The 23,403-nt window shown below is 59.5% G+C and carries 20 protein-coding genes; 9 read left to right on the forward strand and 11 right to left on the reverse strand.

What is annotated here, in order from left to right:
- Window positions 1-4: 4 nt before the first annotated feature.
- The 3 genes from BLT55_RS00755 to BLT55_RS00765 all read right to left on the reverse strand — a co-directional run bounded on the left by BLT55_RS00755 (window position 5) and on the right by BLT55_RS00765 (window position 4,922).
- Complete coding sequence (locus tag BLT55_RS00755) at window positions 5-2,221, reverse strand: cellulose biosynthesis cyclic di-GMP-binding regulatory protein BcsB (protein WP_054999939.1); 2,217 nt, start codon at window positions 2,219-2,221, stop codon at window positions 5-7.
- 164 nt (window positions 2,222-2,385) lie between these two features.
- Complete coding sequence (gene wecB / locus BLT55_RS00760) at window positions 2,386-3,624, reverse strand: non-hydrolyzing UDP-N-acetylglucosamine 2-epimerase (RefSeq protein WP_054999940.1); 1,239 nt, start codon at window positions 3,622-3,624, stop codon at window positions 2,386-2,388.
- Between the two features lie 194 nt (window positions 3,625-3,818).
- The gene (locus BLT55_RS00765; protein ID WP_004663854.1) at window positions 3,819-4,922 is read right to left on the reverse strand and encodes an IS5-like element ISPsy19 family transposase; all 1,104 of its coding nucleotides are present in this window, start codon (window positions 4,920-4,922) and stop codon (window positions 3,819-3,821) included.
- Window positions 4,923-5,173: 251 nt separating this feature from the next.
- On the opposite strand from BLT55_RS00765, the gene BLT55_RS00770 reads away from it, so the two are divergent.
- Complete coding sequence (locus BLT55_RS00770) at window positions 5,174-6,151, forward strand: IS5 family transposase (protein WP_007247761.1); 978 nt, start codon at window positions 5,174-5,176, stop codon at window positions 6,149-6,151.
- A gap of 683 nt (window positions 6,152-6,834) precedes the next feature.
- Here the strand turns inward: BLT55_RS00770 and BLT55_RS00775 are convergent.
- Window positions 6,835-7,101, reverse strand: a complete 267-nt coding sequence (locus tag BLT55_RS00775; RefSeq protein ID WP_054998639.1) for a YebG family protein — start codon at window positions 7,099-7,101, stop codon at window positions 6,835-6,837.
- A 406-nt stretch (window positions 7,102-7,507) separates the two neighbouring features.
- Here BLT55_RS00775 and BLT55_RS00785 point away from each other — a divergent pair, with 406 nt between their 5' ends.
- On the forward strand, window positions 7,508-7,996 hold the full coding sequence (locus BLT55_RS00785) for a phosphate-starvation-inducible protein PsiE (protein ID WP_007244071.1): 489 nt from the start codon (window positions 7,508-7,510) through the stop codon (window positions 7,994-7,996).
- Between the two features lie 106 nt (window positions 7,997-8,102).
- Here BLT55_RS00785 and BLT55_RS00790 read toward each other — a convergent pair whose 3' ends face one another.
- On the reverse strand, window positions 8,103-8,435 hold the full coding sequence (locus tag BLT55_RS00790; RefSeq protein WP_054998640.1) for a DUF3509 domain-containing protein: 333 nt from the start codon (window positions 8,433-8,435) through the stop codon (window positions 8,103-8,105).
- Window positions 8,436-8,599: 164 nt separating this feature from the next.
- Between BLT55_RS00790 and BLT55_RS00795 the strand changes: the two genes are divergently transcribed.
- Window positions 8,600-9,142, forward strand: coding sequence for a sigma-70 family RNA polymerase sigma factor (locus tag BLT55_RS00795; RefSeq protein ID WP_054998641.1), 543 nt, complete (start codon window positions 8,600-8,602; stop codon window positions 9,140-9,142).
- On the forward strand, window positions 9,139-10,101 hold the full coding sequence (locus tag BLT55_RS00800) for a FecR family protein (RefSeq protein WP_054998642.1): 963 nt from the start codon (window positions 9,139-9,141) through the stop codon (window positions 10,099-10,101). The genes BLT55_RS00795 and BLT55_RS00800 overlap by 4 nt, the downstream gene beginning before the upstream one ends.
- A gap of 96 nt (window positions 10,102-10,197) precedes the next feature.
- Here BLT55_RS00800 and BLT55_RS00805 read toward each other — a convergent pair whose 3' ends face one another.
- Entirely contained in the window at window positions 10,198-10,629 is a 432-nt protein-coding gene (locus BLT55_RS00805; protein ID WP_007252661.1) for an HPF/RaiA family ribosome-associated protein, read from the reverse strand.
- 246 nt (window positions 10,630-10,875) lie between these two features.
- Between BLT55_RS00805 and BLT55_RS00810 the strand changes: the two genes are divergently transcribed.
- A complete protein-coding gene (locus BLT55_RS00810) occupies window positions 10,876-13,377 on the forward strand; it encodes a TonB-dependent siderophore receptor (RefSeq protein ID WP_054998643.1) in 2,502 nt (833 codons plus the stop codon).
- Between the two features lie 249 nt (window positions 13,378-13,626).
- Here BLT55_RS00810 and fecA read toward each other — a convergent pair whose 3' ends face one another.
- The 3 genes from fecA to BLT55_RS00830 form a co-directional block, all read right to left on the reverse strand.
- Window positions 13,627-15,975 carry a TonB-dependent Fe(3+) dicitrate receptor FecA gene (gene fecA, locus BLT55_RS00815; RefSeq protein WP_054998644.1) on the reverse strand — a complete coding sequence of 783 codons (2,349 nt, stop codon included), beginning with the start codon at window positions 15,973-15,975 and terminating at the stop codon, window positions 13,627-13,629.
- A gap of 544 nt (window positions 15,976-16,519) precedes the next feature.
- Window positions 16,520-17,497 carry a FecR domain-containing protein gene (locus BLT55_RS00825; protein ID WP_055001776.1) on the reverse strand — a complete coding sequence of 326 codons (978 nt, stop codon included), beginning with the start codon at window positions 17,495-17,497 and terminating at the stop codon, window positions 16,520-16,522.
- Window positions 17,494-17,997 (reverse strand): sigma-70 family RNA polymerase sigma factor, encoded by a 504-nt coding sequence (locus BLT55_RS00830; RefSeq protein ID WP_055001777.1) that lies wholly within the window; start codon window positions 17,995-17,997, stop codon window positions 17,494-17,496. Before BLT55_RS00830 ends, BLT55_RS00825 begins: the two co-directional genes overlap by 4 nt.
- Before the next feature lie 192 nt (window positions 17,998-18,189).
- Here BLT55_RS00830 and BLT55_RS00835 point away from each other — a divergent pair, with 192 nt between their 5' ends.
- From BLT55_RS00835 to BLT55_RS00845, 3 genes are read left to right on the forward strand one after another with little or no spacing between them, the layout of a single operon-like run.
- Window positions 18,190-18,534, forward strand: coding sequence for a DUF3649 domain-containing protein (locus BLT55_RS00835; protein WP_055001778.1), 345 nt, complete (start codon window positions 18,190-18,192; stop codon window positions 18,532-18,534).
- Between the two features lie 20 nt (window positions 18,535-18,554).
- Window positions 18,555-20,096 carry a PepSY-associated TM helix domain-containing protein gene (locus BLT55_RS00840; RefSeq protein WP_055001779.1) on the forward strand — a complete coding sequence of 514 codons (1,542 nt, stop codon included), beginning with the start codon at window positions 18,555-18,557 and terminating at the stop codon, window positions 20,094-20,096.
- Complete coding sequence (locus BLT55_RS00845) at window positions 20,096-20,428, forward strand: DUF3325 domain-containing protein (protein WP_055001780.1); 333 nt, start codon at window positions 20,096-20,098, stop codon at window positions 20,426-20,428. The genes BLT55_RS00840 and BLT55_RS00845 overlap by 1 nt, the downstream gene beginning before the upstream one ends.
- On the opposite strand, the gene BLT55_RS00850 is transcribed toward BLT55_RS00845, so the two are convergent.
- Window positions 20,417-21,292: an AraC family transcriptional regulator gene (locus BLT55_RS00850; protein WP_055001781.1), complete on the reverse strand. Its 876-nt coding sequence runs from the start codon at window positions 21,290-21,292 to the stop codon at window positions 20,417-20,419. The genes BLT55_RS00845 and BLT55_RS00850 overlap by 12 nt on opposite strands.
- Window positions 21,293-21,427: 135 nt before the next feature.
- On the opposite strand from BLT55_RS00850, the gene BLT55_RS00855 reads away from it, so the two are divergent.
- Window positions 21,428-22,330: a DMT family transporter gene (locus tag BLT55_RS00855; RefSeq protein ID WP_055001782.1), complete on the forward strand. Its 903-nt coding sequence runs from the start codon at window positions 21,428-21,430 to the stop codon at window positions 22,328-22,330.
- A 50-nt stretch (window positions 22,331-22,380) separates the two neighbouring features.
- Here the strand turns inward: BLT55_RS00855 and BLT55_RS00860 are convergent, their stop codons facing one another.
- Window positions 22,381-23,355, reverse strand: a complete 975-nt coding sequence (locus BLT55_RS00860; RefSeq protein ID WP_055001783.1) for a 2-hydroxyacid dehydrogenase — start codon at window positions 23,353-23,355, stop codon at window positions 22,381-22,383.
- Window positions 23,356-23,403 lie beyond the last annotated feature (48 nt).

A 23,403-nucleotide genomic window follows, 5' to 3' on the forward strand; every position in this document is an offset into this window, starting at 1 on the left:
TCCGTTACGAGCGATTGCGACGGGCGTTACGGCCAGCCAGCAACAGGATGAGAAAGAGCACGATACCGGCCGGAATCAGCCACAGCAGCGACGGTTTGCGCCAGGCTTCGATGCCGGTGGTTTCTTCTTCTTCGATCATCTTGCTGCCGGTTGGATCGTTGGCGTCAAAGGTCGCTACCGGGCCGCTGTTGGCGAGCAGGGTCGCGTTGCCGCGTTCCAGCAGGAGCGGGCGCTCGAACACCGGAGCCTGACCGCCCAGCGTGCGATAGACCATGCCGTGCTGACTGCCGGCTTCGATCACTTGCAGGGACGCCAGGTGATTGAGGGTCTTGAGATCGAGCAGGGTCTGCTCTTTGTGGTTGATCAGCAGATGGCCTTGGTTATCGGCCTTGACCGACTCGGCCGCGTCCTTGATCGGCAGTTCAAAGGCCAGGAACGATTTGGCCGGAGTGACCGCAACACTGGCGTCGTCACTGACGCTGAGTTGCGCGCGCAACGGCGAGACACCGGCGGCGCTGGCCACCCGAACGAGCTGCGGCAGGCTGCTGGCCGGACGCTCCAGATAGCCTTTCGGCACCATGACCTGAGTGTCGGTCGCAAAGCGTGCAGCCATCCCGGAGAAGTTGCTGTCCGGGGTGATTTTGTCCAGCACTACGTGGCTGGTCGGCAGGACCGAGATCGGGAACGCCTGCGGCGTTTCCAGGCACTGATTGCTGACCGGCTGACGCTGGAACGAAACGCGCAGGGTGTTCTGCGCCGCCAGGGCGTACTGCGGAATGCGTGCTTCGATGCGTTCTTTTTTTCCGTCGGCGGTCAACTGCAACGCACCGATCAGGTAATCGTTGAGAAACACCGTGGCAACCGGAGGGGTGCCCGATGCGCCGGGTGCAGCGGCCACATCGATCATGGCCGTTACCGGTACGCGACAATCATAGGCAACGCTGCCCAGCGGGAACGAGGCGGTCCAGTCGGTTTTTGCCAGCACATCGACCGTACCGGGCTTGCCGCCCAGACGCGTCAGTGCCACACGGCCGTCTTCGCCGAGTGGCAGGGCAGTGTCTTCGCCGATGGTCAACTGGCGGCTGCGCGCCAGTTTGTTCCACGCCGAACTGAACAGCCCAATGGCCTTGCTCGCTGATTCGGGCTTGATCATCAGCAAGGCACGATTGCCGAGCAACGCCAGGCTGACGTCGTCGCCGGCACTGTTGGCCAGCGGCTTTTTGATGTGGCGCTCACGCCACTGGCTGAGCGCGACGGCTGCCGATGCATCGAGCCCCTGGACTTGCGCCTGCAGCGCGTCGAGCGAGTCATCGATGGCTTTGAGCAACTGCGGGTCGCTGATCGCCAGGTCCGCTTGCAGCGCCGGTGTCTGGCCGAGCATCAGCAATGCACCGATTTCAGCCTGATCGGTCAGGGTATAAACGCCTTTGCCATTGAGGCTGGCGAAGGCCGGGATTTGCATGAGCTCGGCCGGAATGCGCAGATTGCTCAGGTCAAGGCTGTCCTGGACGGCGGGAAACGGCAGGATGCGTGCCTGTTTGCCGATGCGTTCCAGAGCGACGCCCATGCGCCAGGCAGCATCGTAACTGGCTGCGGACAAGGTGCCGGGGGCGACCAGCAGGCCGGGTTTGCCGGGCAGTGCGGCCCATGCCGCGCCGACGTCCTGCAACTGACTGGCGTCATAGCTGTACGTCAACCGGGTGTGTGGGTCGATGCGCAGCACGTTGCCGATGGCGCGCTCGTCTTCACACAATACTTTGGAAATGACCGATGACCAGGCAACGCCCAGACGCACCGAGCCGCTTTCGCGTGCGGCCTTGTCGACGCCCAGCACGGTGCTGGCATTGCCCTGTTCTTCGTTGAGGCCCAGCGCACGTACCGGATAACCGTCCAGCGACAGCAGCAGCGTATTGCGGCCTGCCTCGCCGTTCAGGTAACTGGCGTCAAAATTCAGCGTGGCGTCAGTCAATGGCACGTTGGCCGGCACAGGCAGATACAGTTCGCGGCGCGCATCGCTGGCGCTGAGAATGATCGGACGATCAATACCCAGTTCCCGCAGCTCGACCACTCGCTCCTGACGATTGTCGGCAGTGATCCGGTTGATCGCCTGGGTCAAGGGACTGTCGGCGGCCAGAGCGAAGGTGGGCATCAGAGCCAGCAGGCTCATCCCGCAGGCAAAGACGCTCAGCGCGCCCATGTTTACGGTAACGGAAGATTTCATCGGGTGTGTCTCGTTAAGGGCTCAAGGCCGTTGGGTCTTGAAGCAGGGAGCAGGTCCGCGAGAAAGGCCTGACGGGCACAGGGCGTGAGCCGTGTGCCCGTAACGTCTACGGACTGTCCGCTGCGGATTCGATTATGGGTTATGGGTGCCAGCCTCTCGCTGCGTTAACTGGCCATTGAACGCAGTTGAACCGGTTGGTGCAGGTGCTCCGGCAGCATGTCCAGCGGATCCGGGCGACGGCGCGGCATTTCAGCGACGACCTCGTTCACCGGACGGCCCATCAGGGCATCGACGATGCGCGCGCTGGCCTTGCCGTCGCCGTATGGATTGGCGGCGTGGGCAGCGTTCTGCCACAGCTCGTCGTTGTCGAACAGCGCGTTCACGCCGCGAATGATCGCGTCCGGCTCTGTGCCGACGAGTCGCACGGTGCCCGCCGCCACGGCTTCAGGCCGCTCGGTGACATCGCGCATGACCAGCACGGGTTTGCCCAGCGACGGTGCCTCTTCCTGCACGCCGCCCGAATCGGTGAGGATCACGTGGGAGCGCTGCATCAGGCGCACGAAGGACAGGTAATCCAGCGGCTTGATCAGGTGCACGTTGGGCAGGTCGCCCAGGTGCTCGGTCACCGGCCCCAGCACGTTGGGGTTCAGGTGCACCGGGTAGACGATCTGAATGTCGTCACGCTGCGCAAGCTCACGCAGCGCCTTGCAGATATTCAGGAAGCCGTCGCCAAAATTCTCGCGGCGGTGACCGGTCACGACCAGCACCCTTCGATCCGGCACCAAGAACGAAAACTGACGATCGAGTGCGTGGCACAACTGCCGGTTGGAATCGATCCGCTGCGCGGTCAATTGCAGAGCGTCAATGACCGTGTTGCCGGTCACGAAGGAAATACCTTGCAGGCGCTCGCCCAGCACGTTGCGACGCGATTCTGCGGTTGGCGCGAACAGGTGATCGGAAATCAGATCAATGCAGCGACGGTTCATCTCTTCGGGCCAAGACTGACGGATGTCACCGGTACGCAGGCCGGCCTCGACATGGCCGATGGGGATGCGGCGATGGAACGCCGACATCGCTGCCACCATGGCAGACGTGGTGTCACCGTGCACCAGAACCTTGTCCGGCTGCATCTCGTCGAGGATCGGATCGATGGCGGCGTACAGCGCTGCGGTCAGCGAATTGAGCGTCTGCCCTGGACGCATGACGTCAAGGCTGTAATCCGCCTTGAGCTCGAACATGTCCAGCACCTGTTGCAGCATGCTCTGATGCTGACCGGTGATGCAGATTCTTGAATCGATACCCGGCTCTGCGGCCAGTGCTCTGACCAGAGGAGCCATTTTGATGGCCTCCGGACGAGTGCCGAAAATTGAAAGGATCTTCATTCTGGGTTGCTGACCAGCCATTTATTTCCTCCCGCGCTATCTGGCGCGCCGCACAGTAGCCAAGCCGGGCTGAAGTCAGCCCGGTTGGCTTGCGAGTTAATGAGTTTCTCGGGCGGAAAAAATCGGAGTGGATACTCGATGTTCACTTCAGTGTGATGTAGCAAAATGCCTTGATACCCGGAATTGTCGGGATTATTAGGAGGGTGTAGACAAAATCATGTAGTGAGTCGGCGCGCGAGTATTCGAGCCTCGGCCAACCAAACCCATGCCTCGCTTACCGCAAAAAGGCGATCATGATGCATGATCAGTCGCCGAGCTCTCTCATTCCAGGCATGAGTTCGCTCCACTACCCATCGCTTGGGCATGACCACAAATCCAGTCTGAACAGGCTCCACGGAAAATAGATCGCCTTGTTCAGAGTGCCATTGCCCTGTTCTTCTGTTATTCGGGCCACGGATCACTTGAACATCGATAGCGTGCAGTTGATGGGTGCGCTGTGCCCATTTTCCTGCGTACGCACTATCAACAAAAAGCGTGCTCAGTGACGGATATTTTTCCTTCGAGTACGCCACCGCATCATCCGCCGCGTCACGATCCTGCACGCTTGCAGCACTGATACTGACAGCCAGCAGCAGGCCCAATGTATCGACAATCAGACTTCGTTTACGCCCCTTCACTTTTTTGCCTGCGTCGTAGCCGCTGTCACCGCCTTGAGGAGAACTGCGGGTCGACTGTGAATCCAGGATCGCTGCTGACGGGCTGTCAGCGCGTTCTTCCCGCTCACGCCATTGAGCTCGCAAGCGATCATGCATTTGCTCGAACTTGCCTTGAGCGCTCCACCGGCGGAACGTTTTGTAGACATTGTCCCAATGAGGAAAATCGCGGGGTAGCATTCGCCATGAGCACCCCGTGCGTACGACATAGCAACAGGCTTCCAGCAACGTGCGCCGAGAGTGAAGCGGTGGCACTCCTCGTCCGCCCTGGCTTTCAAACAGGTCGGCGACCAGTGCCCACTCGGTATCTGTCAAGCAACTCGGATATAGCTGCTCCGGCAGTTGGCGGCGGTGGGTTTCATTGTAGCCATAGGCTTTATTAGGTTCAGGTGACTGAAAACTTCCCTTGGCCCGCTGCTTTACACGCGTAATCCCTGCCATTTTCAACGCTTTTGCAAAGGTGTCGGGATGCGCAGTGATACCGGTTTCGGCGAAGAATACGAGCGCCAATTCGGCCTGGCTGGAATAGGGCTGTGCATGAGCGAGTTTCACCAGCACGGGATAGTGCTCGGCGGCAATCGAGCGAGGACGTCCGGTTTTAGGCATGGCTTGAGGGCTATTCAGACAAGGGAGTGAAAGTTTAATTTATTTTGTCTACACTCTCTAGGGAGGGTCTGAAAAAGCCTTTTCTTCAAAAGTCGAAGCCAGTAAATACAGGCGCTCCAGCCCGGTTCCTCTCCAAAAAAATGGGCTTTTTCAGAGGATGCTTAGGAAGGCGCTGCAAAAATAGCCAACTGTCCCCACCCTTGGCACACTAAGTTCCTTCAACAGCCTCCCTCTCCGTGAGCGTTACGCGCGTGCAGAAGACCTTCTCCGAACTCGAATATACCGGCAAGAAAAAGCAGACTCGCCGAGATCGCTTCCTGGCTGACCTTGAACAGTTGGTGCCCTGGGCCCTGCTGGAGGCGCAAGTGGCGCCGTTTTATAGCAACACCGCAGGCAAGCGCGGACGCCCTGCGATAGGGGTGTCGCGCATGTTGCGCATGTACGTCGTGCAGCAGTGTTTCGGTTTCTCCGATGAAGGTTGCGAAGATGCCGTCTACGACAGCCAGGCCATCCGCGGTTTTATGGGTATCGACCTGGGTCGCGAGTCTGCACCGGATGCCACCACCTTGCTGCGTTTTCGCCGCTTGCTGGAAGTCCATCAGCTAACCCGGCTGCTGTTTGAAACGATTAACCAGCATCTGGCCAGCCGGGGGCTGCTGCTCAAGGAAGGCACTATCGTCGACGCTACTCTGATCGCCGCGCCGCCCTCGGTCAAGAACCGAGAAGGCAAGCGTGATCCTGAGATGCATCAGGCCAGGAAAGGCAATCAATGGCACTTTGGGATGAAGGCCCACATTGGTGTAGACGCCACGTCGGGGCTGGTGCACAGCGTAGTAGGGACGGCCGCTAACGTGGCGGATGTCACCCAGGTTGGCCAGTTGCTTCACGGTGACGAAACCTATGTTTCGGGTGACGCTGGATACACCGGTGCGGCCAAGCGACCGGAGCATGCTGAACGGGACGTTATCTGGTCGATTGCAGAACGGCCAAGCAGTTACAAGCAGCACGGCGAAGGCAGCGTGCTGTATCGGGTCAAGCGCAAAATTGAATATGCCAAGGCGCAACTGCGTGCCAAGGTCGAGCACCCCTTCCAGGTAATCAAGGTGCGCTTCAATCATCGCAAGGTTCGCTACCGTGGGCTGGAAAAGAATACAGCGCAGTTGTTCAGTTTGTTTGGGTTGGCCAATCTGATGCTGGCCAAGCGGTATTTACAACAGACGGCAGGATAAATCCGTCTGAAAGGCGGGACTGGCCCGCCTTTCAGCAAAATGAGGGCAGAAATCTGCTCGAGAAACGTAAAATAAGGCCGGCAGGTTGAAAAAAACCGGCTTGGAAATGGGGACGGTGCGAACGGGTTAATTGTTCAGCGTCTCCTTAGCAGAAGAGATTACCAAAGCCAAACTTTTTATTAAGTATTTTTCAATGTAAGTGTTGGCTGGAACTTTCAATTTTTAATAGGGTCATGAAGCATTTGTATTGTCCCGCATGTGCCTTTCGGCCAATGAATGCGGGGTTTTTGCGCGGAATGATGGCAGTCGGGTTACTGTTTTCGGAGTAGTGACGCGTCCTGTAGCGACGCCATGGTGGCAAAAAGCTTCAACATGAATCGACGAAGTGAGGTGAGACTCACTACAGCAAAATACTGACGCCTGATTAATGACATTAAGAGAGAAGCTGTTCACAAAAATGACGCTGATATTATGGCGGTGTGGAACTTTACTATGTATCGATTTTGATGCGGGGGGAAAGCGAGGGAACTTTCTGGCGTCGTGTTACATGTTTTTGAACTGGAACTATGCGTTTGAATGCCAACACCCAGAGTTGTAACAGGACAGCACTGATATGGGCAAGCCATAAATGAGAATGGTTAACGACCCTCGATGAAGAGGGTCGGTATTCATTCGAGTGGCAGTCAGTCTTCTGTGGCGGCTGGCGCAGACAGCTCATTGAGTGCTGTTGCATTGTTTTTTAACGCTGCTGCAAAAACGGCCCGGTTTTTCGCCATGTAAATGCTCGCGTCTTCCGCGTGCTTCTCGGAAATGCCCGGCACATTCTTGACCAGGACGTCAGTGAGAAGCTCGGCCAGCTCGAGCATTTGATCGTGCGCATCGGCGAGTTTACGGTCCACGAAAGTAGTCTCCAGATCGCGGGTACTGCGGTAAAGGGTTTCAACAGCCATTTTGGCCTCGTCGTCTTATCCAGTGTTGAAAGGGCTAGACCCGAACGTTCAGCGCTTCACGCTCTGACCAGCGGGTGATGCAAAAGCAGTGATCGTGCATGACCAGCGTGCCGGTCAGGTAGAGCGGTGCGCTACAGTGAAGGCCGTCACCCACGCATCTGCGTCTGAAGGTGATTTCCCGATTACTGTGTTTTTATACAGTAAAAATGACGCAGTAATCAAGCCCTGTATAGATAGTGGCGTATGCGCATCTTTTTTTGTCCGGCAAATGTGCCTTGCGACATCCCGTCGCGCTCTCAACCATAGCCTATGGCCCTGTTCCTGCTTTATATACGGGCCATAAACAGATTTCACCCGCATCCGGCGGCGTCCGGTCGGCATCAACGAAGGTTCAGAGGTAAGCGTCATGGGAAACAAATGGGCAGTAAAGATCAGGCATCGGGTGCACGCGCAGGCCGAGTCACTGGGCAACCTCTGCGTCGAGAGCTTTCACTTTCTGGCGCTGTTCGCCATTGGTGCAATCACTGCCTGGGCGTCAGTGGTCGCGTTTCTGGGGATGGTCGAAAAAGGCAACGTCACGGTCGATGACATCCTGTTGCTGTTCATCTATCTCGAGCTGGGGGCGATGACCGGGATTTATTTCAAGACCAACCACATGCCCGTACGCTTCCTGATCTATGTCGCGATCACCGCACTGACCCGCCTGCTGATTTCCGACGTGTCCCACCACAATCCGCCTGACATCGGCATCATCTACCTGTGCGGCGGCATTCTGCTGCTGGCGTTTGCGATTCTGGTCGTGCGTTATGCCTCGTACAAATACCCGTCGGCGAAGATTCCCGATTCATCGAGTGCAGTCAAAGGCGCGGTGACGGAAGAGAAGGGCGAGGTCTGAACAAGGCATTTGATTAATATTGGGACGCTGGCGGCATCTCGAAAGATGACGCCAGGCGCTGGCTATATAGAAAGGATTGTCGAGCGACACCCGGCGGTCAGTGCCGTCAAACGCTGGCGTTAACCGCCGTCTGATCCCGCGACCAGGGGCCATTCGCGGGCGCGGGCGCTTTCTGCAGTGTCACGCCATCGGTCATCGCCGCCAGAATCTTGATTGCGCTCTCGCCACGCTCGATGGCGATGCCGAACTGCACGCTCTCGATAAGCTTGCGCAGGCGTTGAGGGTCGTTGCGTTGGGCCGCGCTGATCAGGCGCTTGGCAACGACTCCGCGTTCATTGGAGAGGGTCAGCATGATGCTGCCGTCCAGCCCTTGAATGCTCAGATTCACCCGATAGTCGGGGTGGAATGTGTCCGTGATCATCTGAAAAGGATTGTCCATATCATTCACCTGCTCAATGGTTCTGCATAAGTTGACCCGGTATTAGTCCTTTTGGTTCTCGATGACTGATCAGCTGTTGCGATGCTCCGACGCTTGCTGCTGAGAGGTTTTGCTGTCATCTTTTGCGTTAATGATAATTTTTCTTGTTTGAGATGCATTGACGTATGCGCGACTTTTCCGCCGTTGATGACGACGCCCGCCGTAGCCAGCAAATGACCGAGCTCTACAGCGACCACCATTCGTGGTTGCAGAACTGGCTGCGGAAAAAGACCGGCTGCTCGCAACGTGCCGCCGATCTTGCGCATGACGCTTTCGTTCGAATCCTGACCCTGACCGAACCGCTCAACCTCAAGGAACCGCGCGCCTTTCTGGCGACCACGGCCACTCGCTTGCTGATTGATGGCGCGCGGCGGCGCAAGGTTGAGCGTGCGTACCTTGATGCGCTGGCGCTGCATGCCGACGAGGTCGGCATTCCCGGCCCCGAAGCGGTACACGCTGCCTTGCAGATCCTCGAGCGAATCGCCCGATTGCTTGAAGGCCTGCCCGAAAAACCGCGCCAGGCTTTCCTGCTTCATCGCCTTGATGGGCTGACGTACAGCGAAATCGCCATTCACTTGGGGGTGTCCTCCAGCATGGTCAAACAGTACATGGCAAGCGTCATGGTGCATTGCTACAAGACACTGCATGGTTCGGGCCATTTTGCATGAGCGACAGGCACGAACCCTCCGAACGGATGATTGGCGAAGCCGCTGAATGGCTGGCGGTGCTGCACGACGATTCAATCAGTGCGGCTGACAGAGAGGCCTTCGAACACTGGCGGCAGGCCGATCCCCGGCATGAAGTTGCACTGTCACGCATGCAGTCGTTGTGGGGCAGTTTCGATGAAGTGTCCGACACGTCTGCGAGAGTCGCGCTTCGGCAAACATTCGCACCTGCGGGGGCAAAACCAGGCTCGCGTGCAGTGCAGGCGCTGGCTTTGGTCGGAGTTTTAGTGTGCGGCTGGATGAGCGTCGAGCGTCTGCCCGTCTGGATGGCCGATCAACAGACAGCGGTTGGCGAGCGGCGTGAGTTTTCCCTCGCCGACGGCAGCCAGATGCAATTGAACAGTGGCTCGGCGCTGAATGTTAAATTCGATGGACGGCAGCGGGTCGTCGAATTGCTGGCCGGTGAACTGTGGGTTGAGGTGGCCAAAGATGTGCAGCGACCGTTTGTGGTGCGCACTGATCAGGGCACGATCACGGCTTTGGGCACGCGCTTTGTGGTGCGGCGTGGCGAAGAGAGCACCACGGTCAGCGTGCTGGAATCCGCCATCGCCGCCCAGGCCAACACGGCGGACGTCGTCAACGTGGCTACCGGTCAGCAGGCGCTGCTCAAGGATGGTCGGGTGCAGACGCCGCACGCACTGGGCAACGAGGATCCGGCGGACTGGACGCGGGGCTTGCTTCGGGTCGATGACCGGCCGCTGAGTGAAGTGCTGCAAACCCTCGCGAATTATCGCCATGGCTTGCTGCGCTTCGATGCACAGGCGCTGCAAGGGATGCGGGTGTCTGGCGTGTTCCGGCTGGATGACACCGATGCGGCGCTGGCCACGCTGTCCGATAACCTGCCGATCAAGGTCAAGCGGTTTACCGATCTGTTGGTGCGCGTCACACCGGCTGACCGATAGCCGCGCCAAGAGCAAAAAGGGCGAGCCGTCTCCGGTTCGCCCTCTGTTTACAAACCGTATCGGTTAACAAAATGTGTCAAACATTAACTCAGATAATCAGCTCAGACGAGCGGCTTCTTTCTCCTGCTCTTTTTCCAGAAATTCTTCTTCCAGCAACGCATCCGGGCTGATCGGATCGTCGTCCTGCTCGGCCAGGGCCGGGGTGGCGCCGCGTTTGCTGCCTCGCAACTTGCCGAACAGATGTTCAAGGGCGTGATCGAGTTTCACGGCTGCGCCATCCACTGCCTGATCTACCGTATCGGCCTTGTGGGAAACGGAAATGGGCTGGTGTCCTTTTGGCCGGGCTTCCATCTGGCATTTGATGTCATGCGGGCCGGGCTTGTCGCCGTTTTCATCGCGGATATGGACTTCCACGCGAGTCAGGTTTTCGTCGTAGTGTTCGAGCGTGCTTTCAACGGTGCTACGGACCCACTCCTCCAGTCGGATACTGCTTTCGATGTGATTATCGCTATTGACCTGGATTTGCATAGTTAATCCTTATTAGGGCTTGCTCGTGCGAGGCTGGACTGTGCGATTCCCTGCGGAATCGATTTCGTTTGCACTCAGTCACAGTGTTGGCGGCAATGGCCTGACAATTCAACCCCAATATGTAAGAAATATTTCGCAGTAAAAAACCTGGACAGTCATTTGAATGAAAATCTGTCTCATTCGCTGTCTGTTTTGCGCAGGTGTGCGTCAAGGCTAAGGAAACCCAATCGATACCAAGGATCTGTCATGCCCCGTCCCGCCAGTTCGCTGCACCCCTTGGCACTTGCCGTTCTGATGGCCTGTGCAGCGCTGCCGTCGCACGCCGCCGAATCTTCCCTGCCAGAGGCCGGCGTCAGCTCGGCGCGCAGCTTTTCGATACCGGCGGGTGATCTGAGCCAGGTGCTCAACACCTTTTCGGAGCAGGCAGGCCTGGCGTTGGCGTTCGATCCGGCGCTGACCCAAGGCAAGCGCAGCAACGGTGTGCAGGGGCGGTACAGCCCGGACGAGGCGATTGCCCGTCTGTTAAGCGGCAGCGGGTTGCGGGCCATGGCGTTGTCGACCAGTCGTTATCGCATCGAGGCCGCGCCCGAGGCGATCGAAGGTTCGATGGAATTGCAGGCCACCACGATCAGCGGCGCGTCGCAATTCGAGACCGCCACCGGGCCGGTAAGCGGTTATGTGGCCACGCGCGGGCTGTCGGCGACCAAGACCGACACGGCGCTGATTGAAACGCCGCAGTCGATCTCGGTAGTGACAAAGGATCAGATGAAAGCCCAGGGGGCGGAGAATCTTAGCCAGATGTTGCGTTACAGCGCGGCAGTGGTGCCCGAAACGCGCGGCTCGACGGCGTCGCGTCTGGACATGCTGAGCATCCGCGGCTTCTCGCCCGCACTGTATCTGGACGCGCTGCGCATGCCGGACAACCGCGACGCCGCGCCGCAGAAGGATGCGTTCGATCTGGAGCGGGTGGAAGTGCTGCGCGGCCCTGCGTCGGTGTTATACGGGCAGGCCAGCCCCAGCGGCGTGGTGAACATGGTCAGCAAATTGCCGACCGAAACGCCGTTTCACGAGATCGGTCTGACGTATGGCACCTTCAACAAGAAACGCACCACGTTCGATTTCGGCGGCCCTGTCGATGATCAGGGCGTGTATTCCTATCGCCTGTCCGGGCTCTACGATGACGCCGACGGCCAGATCGAACACACCGAGACCCGTCGCCAGTCAATTGCGTCGGCCTTCACCTGGCGGCCCAGTGACGATACGTCGCTGACCCTGCTGGCCAATTATCAGAGCGACCCCAAAGGCGCGTCTTATGGCTCGATGCCTGCTTACGGCTCGGTCGTGGACAGCCCGACCGGACGGCACATCGATTTCGATTTTTATGATGGCGAGAAGGATTTCGAAAAGAGCGACCGTGAATACCATGCGGTGGGTTATCTGTTCGAGCACCACCTGAACGACGTCTGGACCTTCCGCCAGAACGCCCGCTATATGCGCAGTGAAGGGGTTTATCGCAGCATCTACAACGGCTGGGGCACATTGCGACCTGACTATCGCACCTCCGAACGCGCCACCATTGCCACCGACGTGAATCTCGATTCGTACACGATCGATAATCAGATGCAGGCCAATTTCGACACCGGGCCGTTGCAGCACACGTTGTTGCTGGGCGCGGATTACCAGAACACCAGCACCGACACCCAGGCGGGCTATGACCTGGGGCCGACGCTGGATATTTTCAAGCCGGTCTACGGCTCGCCCATTGCGGTCCCGGCCTATACCGAGTCGAGCACGCAGCGTGATCAGCAAAAAGGCCTGTACCTGCAAGAGCAGTTGAAATGGGAGAAGTGGGTGTTGTTGCTGGGCGGCCGTTACGATTGGGCCGAGAGCAGCAATAGTTCCACCAACCTGACTTCCCGGAACAAGACCCGGTCTTCTGCCAACAGCGAAGCATTCACCGGGCGCCTTGGGCTGGTTTACCTGTTCGATAACGGGCTGGCGCCTTACATCAGCTATTCCGAATCCTTCGAGCCGCAAACCGGTACGGGCCAGGGCGGTTCACTGTTCGAGCCGACCGAGGGCACGCAATACGAACTCGGTATCAAGTATCAGCCCCCCGGCAGTAACAGTTTCATCACCGCCGCGATTTTCGACCTGCGCCGCGCCAACGTGCTGACTCAGGACCCGGAAGGCAATATGTGTAACGGCTCGGTTTGTCAGGTTCAGACCGGTGAAGTGCAGTCGCGTGGTTTCGAGCTGGAAGGCAAAGCCAGCCTGAACGACAACCTGGACATCACTGCGGCGTATGCCTATCTGGATAACCGGGTGACCAAGTCCAACAACGTGGTCAACGTGACCTCCGGCATCATCGGAGACGCCCCGGGTGCCGAGGTCGCTGTAAAAGGTACAACGGCACCCGCCATTCCACGTCATACCGCGTCGGCATGGGTGGATTACACGTTTCATGACGGGCAGTTGAAAGGCGCTGGTGTGGGCGGCGGTGCGCGTTATGTGGGGTCGAGCTGGGGTGATGAAGCCAACACCCTGAAAGTGCCGGGCTACACATTGATCGACGCCGCAGTGCACTACGACATCCCGAACATCAGCAACACCATGGACAACCTGCGACTGGCGCTGAACGTCACCAACCTGGCCAACAAGGAATACGTCGCGTCGTGCTACACCTATTCATGGTGCTGGTACGGCTCGCAACGCACCGTGCAGGCGAGTGCTACTTATCGGTGGTGAGGGGGGGCTCCCTTCACGCTACTACGCTCCAGCGCTCATCGTGATATATAAGTCCGTTTCTGATTCTGCCCGTAGGGCGTGGGAGCGGACCGGGCGACGCTCCCACGCCCTGCGGGCAGAAGCTTTAAAGCAAGTCCCTCGGGCTCCTCAAGGCTTGCGTATAACGATGAATGCTCCCGAGTACAAATACGTTATGTGACGCTCCGAGTCACATAACGGGGGGACGTAAATCCTGTGTTCTTTTGAAAACTAGAACGCAACCGACGTCTGTACGTACACCGTGCGCGGTTCGCCGACGTATTTGCCGCGGTTGTTGTCGTCGAACGAGCGGGTGTAGTACTGGCGGTTGAAGATGTTCTTCATCCCGACGGCGACATTGAGGTCGGACAGTTGCGGGCCGAAGTCGTAGTTGGCGCGTGTGCTGAACAGCATGTAGCCAGGGATCTTGCCGGTACTGCCATCGGCGCTTTGGGCTGCCGTGTTGGCGTTGTCGGCAAACTGATCGCTCTGGAATGAACTGTCCAGGTTCAACTTCCACGGTCCTTCGGTGTAGCTGACGCCCATGGTGCCTTTATGCTTCGATGAGAACGGCACGCGGTTGCCCTTGTTCGGGCCGTCTTCACGAATCGTCGCGTCAACGAACGCATAGGTCGCGTAGACGTCGTAGCCGGCCAATGCCGGGTTCAGCCCTTCCAGCGCGTAATTGACGCTGGTCTCGATACCTTGATGGCGCGTCTCGCCGCGTGCGATCACGGTGTCGTTGGTCTGATTGCTGTCGTATTGATTGTCGAAGTTGATCAGGAACGCGCCGATCTCGGCACGCAGGTTGCCGTTGTCATAACGCGTGCCCAGCTCCCAGGTACGTGCCTTTTCCGGTTTGACTTCATCCCCGGTCACGCGATTGGGCATCTGGCTGTATTGCACGCTGCCGAACGAACCTTCGGTGTTGGCGTACAGGTTCCAGGTGTCGGTCAGGTGATAGAGCACGTTCAACGCAGGCAGTGCGGTGCTGTAGTCGCCCTGATACCGGGCGTTGGTCAGGTTGTTGTTCTGCGCGGTGTCGATCATCTCGTAGCGAACGCCGGGCGTGATGGTCCACTTGCCGATATCGATACGGTCATCGATATAGAACGCATGCGCTTCGGTCGCGCCGCGCGTATCGCGGTCGTTGCGGCTGCCGGTGGTTGGCAGCTTGCCGGTCACCGGTTCGCGATAGCGCAGTTCATGACCGGCTTCGTTGACATAGCGATAGCCGACGCCGACTTCATGCCAGGTTTCGCCCAGGGCAAAGCCTTGCGAGAAACGTGTTTCCAGGCCGCGCACCCAGTATTCGCGGGGCGACAGGGAAACGAAGCTGCCTTGGTCGAGGTAGCCGCTGCGCAGGGTTTTGGTGAAGAACGTGTTGGCGGTGAAAACGCGCGCATCCTGTTCGTAGCGATAACCGAAGTTGAACATCGTGCGGCGGCCCCAGAACTTGTCTTTCAGGCGCGTCGACTGGTACGGATCGGCATCGTAGTCGGCGACGTTGAGACCGCCGGGCATCTGCGCTTCGCCTTCGTAGTATTGGGCCATGGCGTTGAGGCTGTTGGCCTCGTCGATCTGGTATTTACCCTTGAGAATCAGGTCGTCGATTTCGGTGTCGCTGTGCTCGCGCCAGTCACCGCCACGCACGCCGGAATACAGAATCGCGCCGCCCAGGCCGTTGTCTGCGGTGCCGCCGGCCAGCAGGTTGCCAGTGGTCTTGAAGCCATCATGGCTGGACGACGGGCTGGTTTCGGTCTGGATGCCGCCTTTGAGGGTGGGTGCGTCAGGAATCGCACGGGTCACGAAGTTGACGATGCCGCCCACGTTCTGCGGGCCGTAACGAACGGCGCCGCCGCCACGTACCACGTCGACAGCGTCCATGTTGCCCATGCTGATCGGCGCGAAAGACAGTTGCGGCTGGCCATAAGGCGCAAACGGCACCGGGATGCCGTCCATCAGCACCGTGGAGCGCGATGCCAGACGCGGGTTGAGGCCGCGAATGCCGAAGTTCAGCGCCATGTCATGGCTGCCGGTGCCGTTGTTGTCCGGTGCATTGACGCCGGGAATACGGTTGAGCACTTCGCGCGCCGACGTCGCCCCGACGCGCTCGAATTCTTCGCGGCGGATCACGTCGCGCGCGCCCGGGTGTTCGAAAACGTTGGTCTGTTGTGCTTCGCCCAGCCAGTCGCCCACCACGGTAGAGGCGCCCAGCTCGATCGGAGCGCCAGCCGCATTGGCCGATTGCAGGGTAAAGCCGTTGTTGCCGTCCGCCATGGCCTGCAAACCGGTGCCTTCGAGCAAGGCATTCAGGCCTTGCTCAGGTGTGTACTGACCTTCCAGCCCGCGGCTTTTCAAACCGCTGGTGATCTGCGAGCCGTAAGAAATCAGCACGCCCGATTCACGACCGAATTGGCTCAACGCGGCCTCAAGCTCACTCGGTGCAATGTGATACACCTTGGGAGCTACGTCCGCCGCGTATGCCAGCGACAGGCTGCCGACCGAGAGGCTGGCGCCGAAAATGACGTGACGCAACGTGCGCACCAACGGAGAAAGCTGGGTAGGGCGGGCTGACATGCAGGAGTCCTTTGACCGGAAGGTTGAGAAGTGCTTTCCTTTTCTGTCACACGAGCAACCGAAAACAGCTCACGTTTTTTGAAATTATTTGCAGAGGGCTCATCTGCGGTTGCGAGCACTTATAAAAGCGCTTTTTTATCACGATGGCACCGGCGACGCAGATTGCGACGTAAGTGACGGCTGAGTCCTGTCGCTGATCCGGGGGATGCGAGGCAGGACGCCGAGCAAGCCGCACCGGGCCATGGATGGCCCGTTGCGGCGGCCCCCGGATCAGTGACAGGGCGAAGGAACCCGACGAAGTCGGGCCGGAAACGGAGCCGGGACTTTGCCTACTTTGGTCCCTCAAAGTAGGGCGCCGTAAGGGCGCAAAGGTGACCTGAGTCAGAAACAAACATCACTGACATCGCAAAACCTCTGTGTGACGCAGAGCGTCACGAAATGCACTACCACGCAGAGCGTGGGAACGATAATCAGCATAGTTTCAGCACCGTATTCCGGGCTTTTCAGAACGTTGATAACGCTACGTGCTTTAGCCTAGGGACAATCAAACCCGCGCCTGCACGTTCACCCAATAACGGGTAAAGCGCTGCACGCGCACGGGGAGGGCGAGTTCGAGCATGTCGAGGATGCGTTCGCTGTCGGCCAATGGGTAACTGCCGGAGATCAACAGGCTGGCCACTTTTGCGTCGCAGTGCAGACGCCCGCGCCGATAGCGCCCCAGCTCGGAGAGAAAGTCGGACAGCTTCATGCGCGACGCCACCAGCATGCCATCGGCCCACGCGCCACTGCCCGCATCGACCGCCCGCACGTTGTCCCACGCATCGCGACTGAACGTCACCTGCTGGCTCGCTCGTAATAGCAAGCCCGGCCCGCTTTTGCTGGCCGGGGCGACTTCGATGGCACCGGCGAACACCGCCAGTTGCGTGCGCCCCTCCAGCTGGCGCAGGTTGAAGCGGCTGGTGCCGGTCGACGCTTTCACTGTGCCTTCGGCGCTCAGCAGGTTCAACGGCCGCTGATCCGCCGAAGCGGTCATGAGCAGTTCGCCTTGCAACAAGCGGATCAGCCGCTGCTGCGAATCGAAGCGCACATCCACGGCGCTGGCGGTATTCAGCTGAACCTGACTGCCATCGCTCAACGCCACCTTGCGCTGTTCGCCCACGCCGCTGTTGTAATCGGCCAGCAACGGTTGCAGAGCGATCTGCTCGCGCAGGCTCCAGCCCGCCGCCGAGCCCGCGCCCAGCAACAACAAAAGCTTCAGCGCATGCCGACGGCTGGTGGATTTCGGCGCATTGAGGGTCGCGTGGGCCAGCGGTGAGGACAGTCCACTCAGGCGCTGATTGACCCGTTGCATGTGCGCCCAGGCCCGCTGATGTTCGGAATTGCCGTTGAGCCACAGCTGCCAGGCCTGCTGTCGGCGGGCGTCGAGCGTGCCTTCCTGCATTTCCAGTAGCCAGTCGACCGCTTGCTGCGCCACCGCAGGCGAGATATCGGATCGGTTCAGAGAATCGCTGGTCAGGTTCATAACGCGAAGTAGCAGCGCAAAGCGGCCTTGCTCAGATGGCGCTTGACCGTCGCGATGGAGATGCCCAGCTCGGCGGCGATCTGCCCGTGGCTCAGGCCATCGACCTGCGACATCAGAAACGCGCGCTTGACCGGCGCGGGCAGGCCGTCCAGCAGCTGATCCAGCTCCACCAGGGTTTCGAGAATGATCGCCCGTTCTTCTTCCGAAGGCGCCACGCTTTCCGGCAGTTCGGACAGCGCCTGATAGTAGGCGCGCTCCAGATCCTGACGCCGGAAGTGATTGCACAACACGCGCTTGGCGATGGTGGTCAGGAACGCACGCGGTTCGATGATCTGCGCGGTGTCACGTGCGCTCAGCACTTTGATGAAAGTGTCCTGCGCCAGATCTGCCGCGTTGTGAGGGCAGCCGAGCCTGCGCCGCAACCAGTTCGTCAGCCAGGCGTTGTGTGCCTGATACAGGCCTTCGACAATGTGATTGGTGGCGGAGTGGGCGATGTGCATCACGGAGGACAATCCACAGCATTCAATGATGGCGTGGATTCTGGCAGACTCTTTTGCGTATGAGAATATTTATCATTAATATTGCGCTTTATTCGTCTGAACAGAGACGAATGGCTTACAGCGCTGGTGTTTATTGCGACATCTGTCCCGGCGCACCTGCCCCGTTTTCCTCAATCGGTTGAACATTCCTCGATGGACGCCACCCCCTCAAGCCGCTGTGTGCCGGAAAAACGTGCGCCGAAAACCGCCAGCAAAGGGCGTGCGATAGCTTATCGGCTAGCCGTTACCTCGCGTGCGCTGGCGGCGATTTTTGCCGGTTACCTGCTGGCGTCGCTGGTCAGCGTCTGCATCGCGCAGTGGCTGCCGGTTCCGCGCGCCGAAGCGGTGGTGATCGGCATGATGTTTTCGTTTCTGGCTTATCTGGGCGCAGTGCTCTGGTGTTTCGCATGCCGCAGCGCAGTGCAAGCCTGGGCGGGTGTGCTGGCACCTTGCGCCGTGCTCGGCGCAGCTTGGGCCTGCACTCGGTGGTTTTTGTGAAGGAGGGCTTTCGGCAGGCAATGGCCTGGTTGCACACCTGGGTTGGTCTGCTGTTTGGCTGGCTGCTGTTCGCCATTTTTCTGACCGGCACGCTTTCCTATTTCAAGGACGAGATCACCCAGTGGATGCAGCCGGAGATTCCGCTGCGCGCCCTTGACGCCGGTGCCAGTGTGCAACGGGCTCAGGATTACCTGCAAAACCATGCCGCCGGGGCGACGCGCTGGTTTATCAGCCTGCCTGACGAACGCACGCCGGGCCTGACGGTGGGCTGGTTGCCGGAGGGCAAGGCCGGGCAGCGCAACAACTTCGTGCGCAAACGGCTTGACCCGCAGATCGGCAACGAAGTGCAGGCGCGCGACACGCGGGGCGGTGACTTCTTTTATCGATTCCATTATCAATTGCAGATGCCGCATCCCTGGGGGCGCTGGCTGGCGACCATCGCCGCCATGGTGATGTTCGTTGCTTTGATCACCGGGATCATCATTCACAAGAAGGTCTTCAAGGAATTCTTCACCTTCCGCCCGCGCAAGGGGCAGCGCTCATGGCTGGACGGGCATAACGCGTTGGGCGTGCTGGTGCTGCCGTTCCACCTGATGATCACTTACAGCAGCCTGGTGATCTTCATGTCGATGGTCATGCCTGCGAGCATTCTGAGCCAGTACGACACGGTTCAGGCGTTCTATCGCGACGCCTACCCGTCCCCTGGCATGCTCAAACCCGCGGGCCAACCCGCGCCGTTGGTAGCCCTCGCGCCGTTGGTCAACTCGGCGAACGCGAAATGGGACAGCGGCCAAGTCGGTCGGGTGGTCGTCAATAATCCGGGGGACAGCACAGCGATCGTCCTGCTCACGCGCGACGACAAAGGCAGCATCGTGCCGGACCGTGGCGGGGCGCTGACCTTCAGTGGTGTCAGCGGTGAGCTACAGAACGAGGTGCCGCAGCGTCCGACGGCTTTATTGATAGCGAGCGGGATGTACGGATTGCACGTTGGCCATTTCGCCGAACCGCTGTTGCGCTGGCTGTATTTCATCTTTGGTGTTGCCGGGACCGCCATGATCGGCACCGGGCTGGTGATGTGGCTGGGCAAGCGTCAGCTCAAACACACCAAAACCGGTGTGCTGCCGCTGGAGTTGCGTTTGGTGGAAGTGCTGAACATCGCCAGCATGTCGGGGCTGATGATCGCTGTGGCGGGCTTCTTCTGGGCCAACCGTTTGCTGCCCTCGGGTTTCTCCGGGCGCGCCGACTGGGAAATCAGCGTGTTTTTCATACTCTGGGCCTTGTCAGTCGTGCATGCGCTGATGCGCAAAGGGCGTAATGCATGGCAAGAACAACTGGGGCTGGGCGCGCTGCTGTTTGCCGGGCTGCCGCTGCTCGATCTGCTGACCAGCGGCCGCTATCTGCTCGATTCGCTGTCGGCAGGCAGCTGGGTGCTGACCGCCTTTGACCTGACAGCGCTGGTCACTGGCGTGTTTCTTGGCTGGGCGGCGCTGAAATTCAAGGCTGTACCTGTCGCCAAAACAGCCCGCGTTGCCGTGCAGGCCACACCTCAGGAGACTCACTGATGCTGTTGGCAGCCTTGCTGTGTTACGTAGGCTTCACCTGCCTGTGTCTGTCGATGGCGCGCCATTACAGCGAGCTGCTCAAAGGCCCGCTGACCGGGCGTCGTCGCCGTGTGCTCAAACTGATCGGCTGGAGCGCATTGGCGCTGTCGTCATGGGCGGCGGTGGATGCCGACGGCTGGATGATGGGGCCGGTGCACTGGTTTGCCGTATTGATGAGCAGCGTGCTGTTGCTGGTTGCGCTGCTGGCTTTTCGTCCGCGCTGGGTGCTGATGCTGGCAGGGTGCGGCGTGCTGCTCACTCCGCTGGCAGCCTTGAGTCAATCATTGGCCTAGCGCCAAACGGTACTCGCCAGGCGTAGCCCCCACCGCCTGGCGAAACCGGTTGCTGAAGTGACTTGCGCTGGCAAAGCCGCAGGCCAGGGCAATCTCACCGAGCGACGTTGCGGTCTGGCGCAGCAATCGGCGGGCTTTGTCGATGCGTCGTGCCAACAGGTATTGATGCGGCGGCAGTCCGAAGCTTTCGCGGAACATGCGTGCGAAGTGGTATTCCGACAGCGCACACAGCCCCGCCAGTTGGCCAAGGCTCAGCGGGTCGGCGAGGTGCATTTCGATGAAGTCCACCAGATGACGCCGCAAGTGCGGCGCCAGTCCGCCTTTCAGGCGTAAACCCTCGCGCAACCCTGCCTGGCTGAGCAGCGCATGGCTGACCATCTCGTGCGCCAGGCTGCTGGTCAGCAGGCGCTCGCCGGGCTCGGCCCAGTTCAGGCGGATCAACTGCTGGAAGCGGGTCGCTTGTGCGTGGTCTTCCAGGAAGGTGTTTTCATGCAGTTGCATCGCGCGCGGCTCGCGATCCAGCAGCGTGATGCAGCCCAGCGCAAAGTGTTGCGGGCTGAAATACAAATGCGCCAGACGGATCTCGCCATTCACCACCCAGGCCGATTCGTGGCCTGCGGGCAGTATGCAAAGCTTGCCCGGCGCGCCTTTTCGATCCGGCTGACCGCGCCGAAACGTACCGGTGCCGTCTGCGATGTAGCACGATAAGGTGTGGTGAGTGGGCGCGTGATATTCCTGCGAGTCATGCCGATTGTTCCACTGCGCCGCCACCAACCCGTCGCCCAGCGGCGCGCTCTGCTCCAGACGGGCGTGCGGTGAGCTGTTCAAAGCCTGGAAGACCTGGATGGATTCAATGGCTGGCATGGCGATTCCTCTAGGCTTCGTATCCTACCCGCAGCCTGTGCCGCTGCCATTAGCTGTTCAATCAAAAGCGCAAGATTATGCAAACGGGTTGCGCACAGGACGCAGCAGACTGATGGCTCATTGAGGAGCCGCGCTATGAACATCTCGCTTTATCTGCTAACCGTGCTGATCTGGGGCACGACCTGGATCGCCCTGAAACTTCAACTCGGCGACGTCGCCATTCCGGTCTCCATCGTCTATCGCTTCGCACTGGCGGCCTTGGTGCTGTTTGCGTTTTTGCTGCTGAGCAAACGTCTGCAACCGGTCAACCGCCGCGGCCAGCTGATCTGTCTGGCGCAAGGCGTGTGCCTGTTCTGCGTCAACTTCATGTGCTTCTACACCGCCAGCCAATGGATACCCAGCGGTCTGATCGCCGTGGTGTTCTCGACCTCGACGTTGTGGAATGCGCTGAATGCGCGGGTGTTCTTTCGCCAGAAAATCGCTGGCAACGTCCTGGCGGGCGGTGCGTTGGGCCTGTTGGGGCTGACGTGTCTGTTCTGGCCCGAACTGTCCGGGCACAGTGCCAGCCATGAAACCCTGCTCGGCCTGGGTCTTGCACTGCTCGGCACGCTGTGTTTCTCGGCGGGCAACATGCTGTCGAGCCTGCAACAGAAAGCCGGTCTGCGTCCGCTGACCACCAATGCCTGGGGCATGTTCTACGGCGCGAGCATTCTTGGCATTTACTGCGTGCTCAGCGGTACACCCTTCACGTTTGAGTGGAACACTCGTTACGTCGGCTCGCTGTTTTATCTGGTGATCCCCGGCTCGGTGATCGCCTTTACCGCCTACCTGACCTTGGTCGGACGCATGGGCCCGGAGCGCGCAGCGTATTGCACGGTGCTGTTCCCGATTGTGGCGCTGAACATCTCGACGTGGCTTGAGGGCTACCAGTGGACCCTGGCCGCTTTGCTGGGGCTTATACTGGTGATGGCGGGTAATGTGCTGGTGTTCAGAAAAGTCAGGCCGGTTGCCGTTGCGGTCGGTGCCAGGCTGGCTTGAGCCAATGTCGATCGTTCCTCATACAAGGAACGATCGATAGCGGTATGACCTCAGCCCTTCCACACCTGCGGATTGACCAGATCCTGCGGACGCTCGCCCAGCAGTGCACTGCGCAGGTTGTTGACGGCGCGGTCGGCCATGGCCTGACGGGTTTCGGTGGTCGCTGAGCCGACGTGGGGTAGGGTGACGGCGTTCTTGAGCTGGAACAGTGGCGATTCGCTCAACGGTTCTTTTTCATAGACGTCCAGGCCGGCACCGCGAATAGTGCCGTTCTGTAAGGCTTCGATCAGTGCGGGTTCGTCGACGATCGGGCCACGCGCGATGTTGATCAGGATGGCGCCGGGCTTCATCAGGCTCAACTCGCGACGGCCGATCAGGTGTCTGGTCTTTTCGCTCAACGGCACCACCAAGCAAACAAAATCCGCTTCGGCCAACAGTTGATCCAGGCTGCGAAACTGCGCGCCCAGTTCCTGTTCCAGTTCAGTCTTGCGGCTGTTGCCGCTGTACAGGATCGGCATGTTGAAGCCCAGACGACCGCGTCGCGCAATCGCTGCGCCGATATTGCCCATGCCGACGATGCCCAGCGTCTTGCCATACACATCGGTACCGAAATGTGGCGCTTCGATGCTGCGGGTCCACTGCCCGGCCTTGGTGAAAGCGTCCAGTTCGGCAACGCGGCGGGCGCAGCTCATGATCAGGGTGAAACCCAGGTCAGCGGTGGTCTCAGTCAACACGTCCGGGGTGTTGGTCAGCAGAATGCCGCGCTCGCTGAGGTAGCCGACGTCGTAGTTGTCGTAGCCCACCGAGATGCTGGACACCACTTCCAGTTTCGCCGCGTTCTGCAATTGTTCGCGACCCAGTTTGCGGCCCGCTCCGATCAGCCCGTGGGACTCGGGCAGCGCTTCTGCGAACTGGGCGTTGATGTCGCCCTTCTTCGGGTCAGGCACGATCACGTTGAAGTCTTGCGACAGACGCTCAGCCATTTCAGGGGAAACACGGCTGAAGGCGAGTACGGTTTTTTTCATCGGGCAGTCACTCTTGAGCGATTGAATGAGTAGCACGCTAACATTCCT

This window comes from Pseudomonas cannabina, assembly GCF_900100365.1.
Taxonomy (GTDB): Bacteria; Pseudomonadota; Gammaproteobacteria; order Pseudomonadales; family Pseudomonadaceae; genus Aquipseudomonas; species Aquipseudomonas cannabina.

Bases quoted from the DNA above. Each gene is read 5' to 3' on its own strand.
- BLT55_RS00835 (WP_055001778.1), top strand. From the start codon at position 18,190: ATGGACGCCACCCCCTCAAGCCGCTGTGTGCCGGAAAAACGTGCGCCG.
- BLT55_RS00855 (WP_055001782.1), top strand. From the start codon at position 21,428: ATGAACATCTCGCTTTATCTGCTAACCGTGCTGATCTGGGGCACGACC.
- BLT55_RS00785 (WP_007244071.1), top strand. From the start codon at position 7,508: ATGGGAAACAAATGGGCAGTAAAGATCAGGCATCGGGTGCACGCGCAG.
- BLT55_RS00830 (WP_055001777.1), bottom strand. From the start codon at position 17,997: ATGCACATCGCCCACTCCGCCACCAATCACATTGTCGAAGGCCTGTAT.
- wecB (WP_054999940.1), bottom strand. From the start codon at position 3,624: ATGGCTGGTCAGCAACCCAGAATGAAGATCCTTTCAATTTTCGGCACT.
- BLT55_RS00800 (WP_054998642.1), top strand. From the start codon at position 9,139: ATGAGCGACAGGCACGAACCCTCCGAACGGATGATTGGCGAAGCCGCT.
- BLT55_RS00805 (WP_007252661.1), bottom strand. From the start codon at position 10,629: ATGCAAATCCAGGTCAATAGCGATAATCACATCGAAAGCAGTATCCGA.
- BLT55_RS00810 (WP_054998643.1), top strand. From the start codon at position 10,876: ATGCCCCGTCCCGCCAGTTCGCTGCACCCCTTGGCACTTGCCGTTCTG.
- BLT55_RS00775 (WP_054998639.1), bottom strand. From the start codon at position 7,101: ATGGCTGTTGAAACCCTTTACCGCAGTACCCGCGATCTGGAGACTACT.
- BLT55_RS00765 (WP_004663854.1), bottom strand. From the start codon at position 4,922: ATGCCTAAAACCGGACGTCCTCGCTCGATTGCCGCCGAGCACTATCCC.
- BLT55_RS00825 (WP_055001776.1), bottom strand. From the start codon at position 17,497: ATGAACCTGACCAGCGATTCTCTGAACCGATCCGATATCTCGCCTGCG.
- BLT55_RS00845 (WP_055001780.1), top strand. From the start codon at position 20,096: ATGCTGTTGGCAGCCTTGCTGTGTTACGTAGGCTTCACCTGCCTGTGT.
- BLT55_RS00795 (WP_054998641.1), top strand. From the start codon at position 8,600: ATGCGCGACTTTTCCGCCGTTGATGACGACGCCCGCCGTAGCCAGCAA.
- BLT55_RS00790 (WP_054998640.1), bottom strand. From the start codon at position 8,435: ATGGACAATCCTTTTCAGATGATCACGGACACATTCCACCCCGACTAT.
- BLT55_RS00860 (WP_055001783.1), bottom strand. From the start codon at position 23,355: ATGAAAAAAACCGTACTCGCCTTCAGCCGTGTTTCCCCTGAAATGGCT.
- BLT55_RS00840 (WP_055001779.1), top strand. From the start codon at position 18,555: ATGGCCTGGTTGCACACCTGGGTTGGTCTGCTGTTTGGCTGGCTGCTG.
- BLT55_RS00755 (WP_054999939.1), bottom strand. From the start codon at position 2,221: ATGAAATCTTCCGTTACCGTAAACATGGGCGCGCTGAGCGTCTTTGCC.
- fecA (WP_054998644.1), bottom strand. From the start codon at position 15,975: ATGTCAGCCCGCCCTACCCAGCTTTCTCCGTTGGTGCGCACGTTGCGT.
- BLT55_RS00850 (WP_055001781.1), bottom strand. From the start codon at position 21,292: ATGCCAGCCATTGAATCCATCCAGGTCTTCCAGGCTTTGAACAGCTCA.